Raw genomic sequence first — 10,472 nt, forward strand, 5'->3', positions numbered from 1 at the left:
CAGCAGCTGCGTCGTGGTCCGCGCCGTCATCGGGCAGCCAGGTGATCGAGTCTCCGACGGTCTGGCGCAGCACGGTCGTGCTGTCGGGGTCGGTGTACATCTGCTCGCCACCTGCGGTGATCGATCCGCCGACGGGAAGCGGTCGTGCCAGATCCATCTCCAGAGTTCCCGAGCCGGTGAAGGTGTACGTCGCGATGTTCAGTGTGCCGGCACCGTCGGGCAGGTTCCATGTGGTCGATTCGGGCGTCTGGGTGATCGCGACGTCCAGGGTCGCTCGGTCACCGTCGAGCGCTCGCAGCGTGACCGTGGTGCGCTGGTTCAACGTGATGCCGCTCAGTACCTGCTGATCGACGGTCCATACCGCACCCACTCCCACCTCTGCGTCGGGGAAGTCGACGGAGCGGTACACCGCGGCGTTCAACGAGCGTTCGATCGCCGCGCGGGCGGTATCGAGCGCGGCGTCGGCGGGGGGTGATGTGCAGTGCTGTGATCGCTCCCGAGTCGGTGGTCGCCAGCCGCGCCGACGAGCCCTCGGAGGCGGAGAGTGCGTCGGTCAGTCCTTCGTCGGGTGACGTCGCGGCTCCGATGGTCAGCTCGACGGAGCGTGTCGCGCCGGTCGCGGCGTCGTCGTCCGGCACGGTGTCGGACGTCGACGCGGACAGGGGCACGGTCAGTTCGGGACTGGAGAAGTCCTGCGGAGCCCCACTGTCGATCTGCTGCGAGACGGTGGAGGTGGTGGTGAGGTCGACGTTCTGCTCCTCCGAGTCGGAGGTGTCGAAAGCCAGTACGCGCCGTGGCTCGGCACCGGGGTCGACGACCGTGGTGGTCGTCGGCGTCACGGCGATGGTCACCTCGTTGGAGGACGCGGCCTGCTCGGGAGCGGGCTCGGTGTCGGTGTCGGTGCTCGAACATCCCGCGACGAGAGCCACTGCACAGCAGGCAGCGAGCAAACCGGAGCGGACGGTGCCGGAGCGGACGGTGCGATTACGATCGGTCGACTTCACGGGCACCAGGCTACTGACACCGCCCGCGGTGATCGGCGGTGCGCGGCACGGATGAGGACCCGCCGCCGTCCATACGCCATGATGGACAGGTGAGTGAAGACCGCGCCGACGATCCGCCAGCCGAGACGAGTAGTGTTCCGGCACCGAACGAGACCGCGGACTCGCAGGTGACCGAGACCGACAGCGCCGGGAATCGACTTCCGAAGCCGCTCAAGACGCGGTTGCTGATCGCGATCGCGGCCGTGATTCTTCTGTTCGATCTCGTGACCAAGATCGTGGTCGTGCACTACGTCAAGCCCGGCAACCCGATCGCGATCGTCGGAGACGTCGTGACGTTGCGGCTGGTACGCAACCCCGGTGCGGCGTTCTCGATGGCCACCGGCATGACCTGGTTGCTCACGGTCGTGGCCGTTGCGGTCGTCATCGGAGTGATCAAGATCGGTCGGACGCTGCGATCGCCGTGGTGGGCACTGGGATTGGGTCTGGTTCTCGGCGGGGCACTCGGCAACCTGATCGACCGCTTCTTCCGTGCACCGGGTCCGTTCCAGGGACACGTCGTCGACTTCGTGTCGGTTGGCTGGTGGCCGGTGTTCAACGTTGCCGACTCGTCCATCGTCTGTGGTGCGATCCTGCTCGTCGTCCTGAGCCTGTTCGGGTTCGAGCCGAACGGCGAACGGGTCACCAAATCGAGTTCCGACGCCGCAGGCGAGGCCGACAAGTGAGGGAATCGCGCTCGATGCCGGTGCCCGACGGCCTGGACGGAATGAGGGTGGACGCCGGTCTCGCTCGGCTGCTCGGGCTCTCGCGTACCGTGGCCGCGACCCTGGCCGAGGAGGGCTCGGTTCTGGTCGATCACGGTGCCGTCGGCAAGTCCGATCGGCTGGCCGCTGGTTCGTGGCTCGAAGTGACGCTGCCCGAGCCCGCCCGTGAGTTGACGATCGAGGCGGAGCCCGTCGAGGGGATGGAAATTCTCTACGCCGACGACGACATCGTGGCCGTGGACAAGCCCGTCGGGGTCGCCGCGCATGCCAGTGTCGGCTGGACCGGCCCCACCGTCATCGGCGGTCTCGCGGCCGCCGGTTTCCGGATTTCGACCTCCGGTGCGCACGAGCGGCAGGGCATCGTCCATCGCCTCGACGTCGGCACGTCGGGGGTCATGGTGGTCGCTACGTCCGAGCGGGCGTACACCGTGCTCAAGCGGGCGTTCAAGGCGCGGACCATCGACAAGCGTTACCACGCACTGGTGCAGGGCCATCCGGATCCGAGCAGTGGAACGATCGACGCCCCGATCGGTCGACACGGCAGCAACGACTGGAAGTTCGCCGTCCGTGCCGACGGCAAGCCCAGCGTCACCCATTACGACACGGTCGAGGCGTTCCAGGCGGCGAGCCTGCTGGACGTGCACTTGGAAACCGGTCGCACACACCAGATTCGGGTGCACTTCTCGGCTCTGCGGCATCCGTGCTGCGGCGATCTGACCTACGGAGCCGATCCGCGGCTGGCCGAACGGTTGGGCCTGGAAAGACAGTGGCTGCACGCACGCTCGCTCGGCTTCGCGCATCCCTCCGACGGCCGCTGGGTCGAGATCGAGAGCAAGTATCCGGCCGACCTCGAGCATGCACTCGAGGTGCTTCGGAAGGCGTGATGTGCACCAGGGGAGTCTCCGGTGTGCTCGGCGGCGTCGTTGTCGCTGCACTCGTGATCGGGGCTCTCGCCGTGATCGGGCACCTCAATCCGGTACGACAATTGGGCGTGAGCACCGACCGGCTCGGCCCGGACAGCGGCGAGCAGGTGACCGATTACCTGGCCCGCGCCGAGGCGAGCCTGCGTAGCGACGACGCCGAACCTCGATGGGGCTCGGTGTCGTTCGATCGCGAGCTCACCGCCGAACAGGCCTATGCCGTCGCCGACGGGGTCCGGATCTCGCAGGTGCTGCTGCGTGTTCCGCTCGATCGCGTGCAGACTCCGATACTCACTGTGGGTGTACCGGGCAGTGAACGGTCGGTGCTGAATTCGACCGCGCGTGCAGCGAGCCTGGCGGACGAATCGTTCGAGGCGGGGGACCGGCAGGCCCGGATAGCTGCGGTGTCGCAGCGACGTCTGCTCGACGGGTGTGCGTGTGTGGTGACCGTGGTGGTGCGCGGTACCCCTGCCGAGTTGACCGAGCTGGCCGGCCGTGCCGATGTGCGAGCGGTGCAGGCGCTTCCGCCGGATGCAGTGTCCGGCAAGTTCGCGGTCGAGCCGCTCCTGCCGGAGTACGTCGACGTCGTCGGGCCGCTTCCGGACGACGGTCCCGTGCCGACCGAATGAGGCGATTTCTCGTCGCATCCGTCACACCTGTCACGTCCTCCCAGGACACACCGGCAGCGTGGAAAATCTGTCGGTTCGACCGCTTACAGTGAGTACGTTCGCGGCTCGTATTTTCGCCAACGCACGACCTTCAGGAGAGAACCTTCGTGGCCGATTCGTTCGTTCATCTGCACAACCACACCGAATATTCGATGCTCGACGGTGCCGCCAAGATCGGGGCGATGTTCGCCGAGGCAGCACGGTTGGAGATGACGGCAGTCGGCATGACCGACCACGGCAACATGTACGGGGCCAGCGAGTTCTACAACGAGGCCAAGAAGGCCGGAATCAAGCCGATCATCGGCATCGAGGCCTACATCGCCCCCGAGTCCCGGTTCAACAAGAAGCGCGTGCTGTGGGGTGACCGCAGCCAGAAGTCCGACGACGTCTCCGGTAGCGGTGCGTACACGCACATGACGATGGTCGCCGAGAACCCCACCGGAGTCCGGAACCTGTTCAAGCTGTCCTCGCTCGCCTCCATCGAGGGGCAGCTGGGCAAGTGGGCCCGGATGGACGAGGAGATCATCGCCTCCCACGCCGAGGGCATCATCGCCACCACCGGCTGCCCGTCGGGGGAGGTGCAGACTCGACTGCGACTCGGCCAGGATCGCGAGGCATTGGAGGCAGCCGCCAAGTGGCGCGAGATCTGGGGCCCGGAGAACTTCTTTCTCGAACTGATGGATCACGGCCTGTCCATCGAGCGACGCGTCCGCGAAGGGCTGCTCGACATCGGCAAGAAGCTCTCGATTCCGCCGCTGGCCACCAACGACTGCCACTACGTCACCAAGGACGCCGCCGAGAACCACGAGGCGCTGCTGTGCATCCAGACCGGTAAGACGCTCAGCGATCCCACTCGCTTCAAGTTCGACGGTGACGGCTACTACCTCAAGTCCGCCGCCGAGATGCGCGAGCTCTGGGACGATTCGGTGCCCGGTGCCTGCGACAGCACCCTGCTCATCGCCGAGCGAGTGCAGCCCTACGACGAGGTGTGGGCGCACCGCGACCGGATGCCGATCTTCCCCGTGCCCGAGGGCCACACGCAGGGCACCTGGTTGCGCCACGAGGTCATGACCGGGCTCGAGCGTCGATTCCCCGACGGGCCGGCCGAGGACTACCTCGCGCGCGCGGAGTACGAGATCAAGGTCATTCTCGAGATGGGCTTCCCCGCCTACTTCCTCGTGGTCGGCGACCTGATCAACCACGCCAAGGCCGTCGGCATTCGCGTCGGGCCAGGCCGAGGGTCCGCTGCCGGATCCTTGGTCGCGTACGCCATGGGCATCACCAACATCGACCCACTGCCGCACGGTCTGCTGTTCGAGCGATTCCTCAACCCCGAGCGGGTGTCGATGCCCGATATCGATATCGACTTCGACGATCGCCGCCGCGGCGAGATGGTCCGCTACGCCACCGAGAAGTGGGGCAGCGATCGAGTGGCCCAGGTGATCACGTTCGGCACCATCAAGACCAAGGCCGCCATCAAGGACTCCGCACGAGTGCAGTTCGGCCAGCCCGGCTTCGGAATCGCCGATCAGATCACCAAGCACTTCCGCCGCCCATCATGGCCAAGGACATCTCCGTGGCGGGCATCACCGACCCCGCGCACGAGCGCTACAAGGAAGCCGTCGAGGTTCGAGCGCTGATCGACTCCAACCCCGACGTCGCGACCATCTACAAGACGGCCAAGGGCCTCGAGGGCCTGATCCGCAACGCAGGCGTGCACGCCTGCGCGGTCATCATGTCCTCCGAGCCGCTCACCGACGCCATTCCGGTGTGGAAGCGTGCGCAGGACGGCGCGATCATCACCGGCTGGGACTACCCGTCGTGCGAGGCCATCGGCCTGCTCAAGATGGACTTCCTGGGTCTGCGAAACCTCACCGTCATCGGCGACGCCATCGACAACATCAAGGCCAACCGCGGCATCGACATCGACCTCGACGCACTCCCGCTCGACGACCCGGCGACCTTCGACTTGCTTTCTCGCGGAGACACTCTCGGCGTCTTCCAGCTCGACGGCAGCGCCATGCGCGATCTGCTCCGCCGTATGCAGCCCACCGGCTTCGAGGACATCGTCGCCGTCCTGGCCCTGTACCGGCCGGGTCCGATGGGCATGAACTCGCACAACGATTACGCCGACCGCAAGAACGGTAGGCAAGAGGTCAAGCCGATTCACCCGGAGCTCGAAGAGCCGCTCAAGGTGATTCTCGGCGAGACGTACGGCCTGGTGGTTTACCAGGAGCAGATCATGCAGCTGGCGCAGAAGGTGGCCGGCTACACCCTCGGCCAGGCCGACCTGCTGCGTCGCGCCATGGGCAAGAAGAAGCTCTCCGAGCTGGAGAAGGCATACGCCGGGTTCCGACAGGGCATGTTGGACAACGACTTCTCCGAGGCGGCCATCAAGGCGCTGTGGGACACCGTGCTGCCCTTCGCCGGCTACGCGTTCAACAAGTCTCACTCCGCGGGCTACGGCCTGGTGTCGTACTGGACGGCATACCTCAAGGCCAACTACCCGGCCGAGTACATGGCCGGACTGCTCACCAGCGTCGGTGACGACAAGGACAAGGCCGCGATCTACCTCGCCGACTGTCGCAAGCTCGGCATCACGGTGCTGCCACCGGACGTCAACGAATCCGAACTCAACTTCGCGTCGGTGGGCAAAGACATCCGGTTCGGTCTCGGCGCCGTCCGCAACGTCGGTACCAATGTGGTCGCGTCGATCATCAGGGCGCGATCGGAGAAGTCCAAGTACACCGACTTCTCCGACTACCTCGGCAAGATCGATGCGATCGCGTGTAGCAAGAAGGTCACCGAATCCCTCATCAAGGCAGGTGCTTTCGACTCACTCGATCATCCCCGCAAGGTTGATGCTCATTCACGCCGACGCGATCGACGCGGTGATGGGCACCAAGAAGGCCGAGGCGATCGGTCAGTTCGACCTGTTCGGCGGCGAGGATGCCGACGAGTCCATCTCCGCCGTGTTCAACGTCCGGGTGCCGGACGAGGAGTGGGAATCCAAGCATCGGCTCGCCCTCGAACGCGAGATGCTCGGCCTCTACGTGTCGGGCCACCCGCTCCTGGGCATCGAGCACATGCTGGCCGCGAAGTCCGACTGCAACATCCCCACCATCCTCGAGGGTGACATCAAGGACGGCACACAGGTCACCGTCGGCGGCATTTTGGCTTCGGTGAATCGTAGGATCAACAAGAACGGCCTGACGTGGGCTTCGGCTCAGCTCGAGGATCTGGCCGGTGGCATCGAGGTGCTGTTCTTCCCGCAGGCGTACTCGGTGTTCGGTGCCGATGTCACCGAGGACTCGGTGGTGCTCGTCAAGGGCCGTGTGTCGGTGCGCGACGATCGAATCTCGTTGATCGCCAACGATCTTGCGGTACCCGATCTGTCCGCGATCGGCATCGACAAGCCACTTGCGGTGAGTCTGCCGACTCGGTTGTGCACGGCGGACAAGGTCGGTGCCCTCAAGCGGGTGCTGTCGAGCCACCCGGGAACCTCGGATGTGCACCTGCGGTTGGTCAGTGGCGACAAGATCACCACGATGAAGCTGGACGACAGTCTGCGCGTCACGCCGACGTCGGCGTTGATGGGAGACCTGAAAGCGCTACTCGGGCCGGGCTGCCTGACGGGCTGACGTCGGCCCGGTCGAACCCAGCTCGATCAGGCGCAGCGTCCACCAGGTGACGACGGCGATCGCTGCGCCGGCCAGTACTGCTGCCTGCAGGGAGCCGGCAACGACGAGGGTCGCGGCGAATACGAGAAATCCGAGTGCGAGGGCTTCGAGCTTGTAGACGGGCCAGGCGATGCCGGCCACGTCCGCGGTGCGCAGGGCAGGAGCGGGTCGACGGCTCACCTGGGTGCTCGTGTAGGTCATCGCGTTCTCCTCTGGTGCCACCGGCAGGTTCGGGTGTCCGCTGCGGGAAGTTCAGACTATACCCAGCAAAAGATTCGGTCCACCGAACTTGGGGTCCGGGCCTGGCTATGTTGCCGATCTCGTGGCGTCTCGAAGCCTGGAGGTGTTGACTGAAAGTCATGCCATTGACAGGAGAATACGAACCGAGTTCATCCGACTGGGCCCGCAAGCAGGCCGAGCTGTACGAGAACTCCGGCGGGACCGAAGGCACGATGATGAACGGTATGCCGGTGGTGCTGCTGACCACGAAGGGAAACAAGAGTGGAAAGCTGCGCAAGTCACCGTTGATGAAGGTCGAACACGACGGTGAATACGCCATCGTCGCCTCTCTCGGCGGCGCACCGAAGCACCCGGTCTGGTACCACAACGTCAAGGCCGAGCCGCTCGTCGAGCTGCAGGACGGTCCGGACAAGCACGACTACATCGCACGCGAGGTGACCGGCGACGAGAAGGCCGTGTGGTGGGAACGCTCGGTTGCCGCGTACCCCGACTACGCGGAGTATCAGAAGAAGACCGATCGCGAGATCCCGGTCTTCGTCCTTTCGCGCGCCTGAAAGCGGTATCGAGCGTGTCTGCCCACCGAATATTCAGATGCCCACCTGTCCAGGTAGGCATCTGAGTATTCGGTGGGCCAAAGCCGAAGATCAGCACCGGTCGCCGTTCACCCGGTCCCGGATGGGCAACCGTTCCACGCTGGTGGCAGCATGTCCTGGTGTCTTCATCCCCTGAACTCGCCTCCCAGCACTCATCGTCGGTAGCCGTCACCGCTGCCGACATCGATGCCGCTGCGGTGCGAATTTCTTCGGTGGTGGCCGCGACACCCCTGCAGCTGTGCGAGCGGTTGTCTGCGGAGACGGGCGCGACGGTCTACCTCAAGCGCGAGGACCTGCAGATCGTGCGGTCGTACAAGATTCGCGGCGCGTACAACCTGATGGATCAGCTGACCGATGCCGAGCGGTCCGTGGGCGTGGTGACGGCGAGCGCCGGAAACCACGCGCAGGGCGTCGCCTTCGCTTGCCGCACGATGCAGGTCCGCGGTCGCATCTACGTCCCGGCCAACACCCCCAAGCAGAAGCGTGACCGCATCCGGGTGCACGGTGGCGAGTTCGTCGATCTCATCGTCATCGGCGATACGTTCGACGCGGCAGCTGCCGCGGCTGCCGAGGATGTCGCTCGTACCGGTGCCACGATGGTGCCGCCGTTCGACGATCCCCGTACCGTCGCCGGCCAGGGCACCATCGCCGCCGAGATAGTCGACCAACTCGGTAGCGCGCCGGACGTCGTCGTCATGCCCGTCGGCGGCGGCGGATGCATCGCAGGCATCTCGAGTTACCTGCGCGAGCGCGCACCGCAGACCTCGCTGGTGGGCGTCGAGCCGTCCGGAGCCGCGTCGATGACCGCCGCACTGATCGCCGGTGGTCCGGTCACTCTCGCCGACATCGATCCGTTCGTCGACGGCGCTGCCGTCCGCCGCATCGGGGACGTGCCGTACTCCGCGCTGCGGTCGCTTGGGGCGAGTGTGGTTTCGCACGCCTCCTTGCCACTGCTCACTGCGCCGGTGTTCGACAGTGCGGGCCCCGGTGCGTTTCTGATCACGCAGATCGACGAGGGCGCGATCTGCACTGCGATGCTGGCGCTGTATCAGAACGAGGGTGTCATCGCCGAGCCTGCGGGCGCACTCGCCGTGGCTGCGCTCGAACACCTCGACATCGCCCCCGGCAGCACCGTCGTGTGCCTGGTCTCCGGTGGCAACAACGATGTCTCTCGCTACGGCGAAATCCTCGAGCGCTCGCTGGTTCACCTGGGGCTCAAGCACTACTTCCTGGTGGATTTCCCGCAGGAACCCGGCGCGCTTCGTCGGTTCCTCGACGAGGTGCTCGGCCCCGAGGACGACATCACGCTGTTCGAGTACGTCAAGCGCAACAACCGCGAGACCGGTGTTGCGCTGGTCGGCATCGAACTCGGGTCGGCGGGAGGGCTCAGTCCGCTTCTCGAACGCATGCGTGATTCGCACCTTCAGGTCGAGCAGCTCGAGCCAGGCTCTCCGGTGTACCGCTACCTGACGTGAGCTACCGACCGAGCAGGCGATCGACCACGCGTCGATGCAGGTCGGGGTCCACCCCCGGGAGATCGAGAAGGGCTCCGAGGTAGATGCCGTCACCGACGAGTCGGATGATCTCGGCCTGAACCGGATCGTCGATTTCGGTGCGCAGACCCTCGTCCCACAACCGCATCATCTCGGTGACGGCGTCCTGGACCTCGCCGGAATTGCCGTCGACGCTGCGCAACGCGGCCAGGGTCGATCGATACAGAGCGATCTCCTTCTCGGAGATGGAGTCGGGCGGTTGCAGATACCACTTGGCCACCGAGGTGCCGCCTGCTGCGGCGTCGGCGCGCTGCTGATCGGCCTGGGCACCGAGTCGTCGCACCATGGCGGCAATCAGCACGTCCTTGGTCTTGAAGTGGTAAAGCAGTCCGCCCTTGGAGACGCCTGCGGCGGCGGCGACGCTGTCGAGGGTCACTTTGGTCATGCCGTGTTCGATCAGCATCGACTCGAGTGCGTCGAGTATTCGGTCGCGGGTGTCCGATGACATGAAACTCACTTTACCGGCTGGACGGTTCGCGGTACTCTCGATCACTGTACCGGCTGGACGGTCGGTACTCGTAGTCGCTTCGGACCGTCTGGCACGGTCATCGAGCGCAGAACGTAGGAGATCGTCGTGAGTGACGTGAGCACCGGTTCGGTGCACGAGGTCGACGGAGCGTCCGAGCATCGGGCCGGCCCCCGAGATTGGCTCGGGTTGGTGGTGCTGGCTTTCGCGGTGCTGCTCATCGCTGTTGACGGCACGGTCCTCGATCTGGCTCTGCCCTTCGTCAGCGCGGATCTGGCACCGACCAGCAATCAGCTGCTGTGGATCATCGACGTCTACTCGTTCGTCCTGGCCGGCCTGCTCATCACCATGGGCACGCTCGGCGATCGGATCGGTCGGCGTCGACTGCTGTTGATCGGAGCAGCGGGTTTCGGTATCGCCTCGCTCGTCGCCGCTGTCTCGGCCAGCGCCGAGATGCTCATCGCTGCCCGGGTGCTGCAGGGCATCTCCGGCGCAACGCTGATGCCCGCGACACTGGGCTTGATCAGGACCATCTTCCTGAACACGCGTCAGCGCGTCGCCGCGATCGGAGTGTGGGGTGCGATGGA

At 65.5% G+C, this 10,472-nt stretch carries 9 protein-coding genes and 2 pseudogenes; 8 read left to right on the top strand and 3 right to left on the bottom strand.

The genetic code is table 11. The features are described from left to right. Positions 1 to 421: pseudogene (locus RHBS_RS30845) on the bottom strand (hypothetical protein); the annotation flags it as partial. Positions 422 to 486: 65 nt separating this feature from the next. Between RHBS_RS30845 and RHBS_RS30850 the strand changes: the two are divergent. The 5 genes and pseudogenes from RHBS_RS30850 (at position 487) to dnaE (ending at position 6,994) form a co-directional block, all read left to right on the top strand. Continuing rightward, complete coding sequence (locus RHBS_RS30850) at positions 487 to 1,059, top strand: hypothetical protein (RefSeq protein WP_237669359.1); 573 nt, start codon at positions 487 to 489, stop codon at positions 1,057 to 1,059. A gap of 34 nt (positions 1,060 to 1,093) precedes the next feature. Beyond that, positions 1,094 to 1,726 carry a signal peptidase II gene (gene lspA, locus RHBS_RS17790; protein WP_121869630.1) on the top strand — a complete coding sequence of 211 codons (633 nt, stop codon included), beginning with the start codon at positions 1,094 to 1,096 and terminating at the stop codon, positions 1,724 to 1,726. Then, entirely contained in the window at positions 1,723 to 2,649 is a 927-nt protein-coding gene (locus RHBS_RS17795; protein ID WP_032394372.1) for an RluA family pseudouridine synthase, read from the top strand. The genes lspA and RHBS_RS17795 overlap by 4 nt, the downstream gene beginning before the upstream one ends. Then, the gene (locus RHBS_RS17800; RefSeq protein WP_121869631.1) at positions 2,649 to 3,314 is read left to right on the top strand and encodes a hypothetical protein; all 666 of its coding nucleotides are present in this window, start codon (positions 2,649 to 2,651) and stop codon (positions 3,312 to 3,314) included. Before RHBS_RS17795 ends, RHBS_RS17800 begins: the two co-directional genes overlap by 1 nt. 146 nt (positions 3,315 to 3,460) lie before the next feature. After that, positions 3,461 to 6,994 (top strand): annotated as a pseudogene (dnaE, locus tag RHBS_RS17805) (DNA polymerase III subunit alpha). On the opposite strand, the gene RHBS_RS17810 reads toward dnaE, so the two are convergent. Further along, entirely contained in the window at positions 6,965 to 7,234 is a 270-nt protein-coding gene (locus tag RHBS_RS17810; RefSeq protein WP_121869633.1) for a hypothetical protein, read from the bottom strand. The pseudogene dnaE and the gene RHBS_RS17810 overlap by 30 nt on opposite strands. 158 nt (positions 7,235 to 7,392) lie before the next feature. Here RHBS_RS17810 and RHBS_RS17815 point away from each other — a divergent pair, with 158 nt between their 5' ends. Beyond that, positions 7,393 to 7,827, top strand: a complete 435-nt coding sequence (locus RHBS_RS17815) for a nitroreductase family deazaflavin-dependent oxidoreductase (RefSeq protein ID WP_121869634.1) — start codon at positions 7,393 to 7,395, stop codon at positions 7,825 to 7,827. A gap of 158 nt (positions 7,828 to 7,985) precedes the next feature. After that, positions 7,986 to 9,341, top strand: a complete 1,356-nt coding sequence (ilvA, locus tag RHBS_RS17820; protein WP_121869635.1) for a threonine ammonia-lyase IlvA — start codon at positions 7,986 to 7,988, stop codon at positions 9,339 to 9,341. 1 nt (position 9,342) lies between these two features. Here ilvA and RHBS_RS17825 read toward each other — a convergent pair whose 3' ends face one another. Continuing rightward, positions 9,343 to 9,867 (bottom strand): TetR/AcrR family transcriptional regulator, encoded by a 525-nt coding sequence (locus RHBS_RS17825; protein ID WP_121872360.1) that lies wholly within the window; start codon positions 9,865 to 9,867, stop codon positions 9,343 to 9,345. Between the two features lie 126 nt (positions 9,868 to 9,993). Between RHBS_RS17825 and RHBS_RS17830 the strand changes: the two genes are divergently transcribed. Continuing rightward, positions 9,994 to 10,472, top strand: a 479-nt coding sequence (locus tag RHBS_RS17830; protein ID WP_374700628.1) for an MFS transporter, incomplete at its 3' end; no start/stop codon positions are given.

Origin of the sequence: Rhodococcus sp. BS-15, assembly GCF_000813105.1 — a bacterium.
Taxonomy (GTDB): domain Bacteria; phylum Actinomycetota; class Actinomycetes; order Mycobacteriales; family Mycobacteriaceae; genus Rhodococcoides.

Excerpts from the sequence above, each read along its gene's own strand:
- RHBS_RS17800 (WP_121869631.1), top strand. The coding sequence starts at position 2,649 with ATGTGCACCAGGGGAGTCTCCGGTGTGCTCGGCGGCGTCGTTGTCGCT.
- RHBS_RS17810 (WP_121869633.1), bottom strand. The coding sequence starts at position 7,234 with ATGACCTACACGAGCACCCAGGTGAGCCGTCGACCCGCTCCTGCCCTG.
- RHBS_RS17815 (WP_121869634.1), top strand. The coding sequence starts at position 7,393 with ATGCCATTGACAGGAGAATACGAACCGAGTTCATCCGACTGGGCCCGC.
- RHBS_RS17825 (WP_121872360.1), bottom strand. The coding sequence starts at position 9,867 with ATGTCATCGGACACCCGCGACCGAATACTCGACGCACTCGAGTCGATG.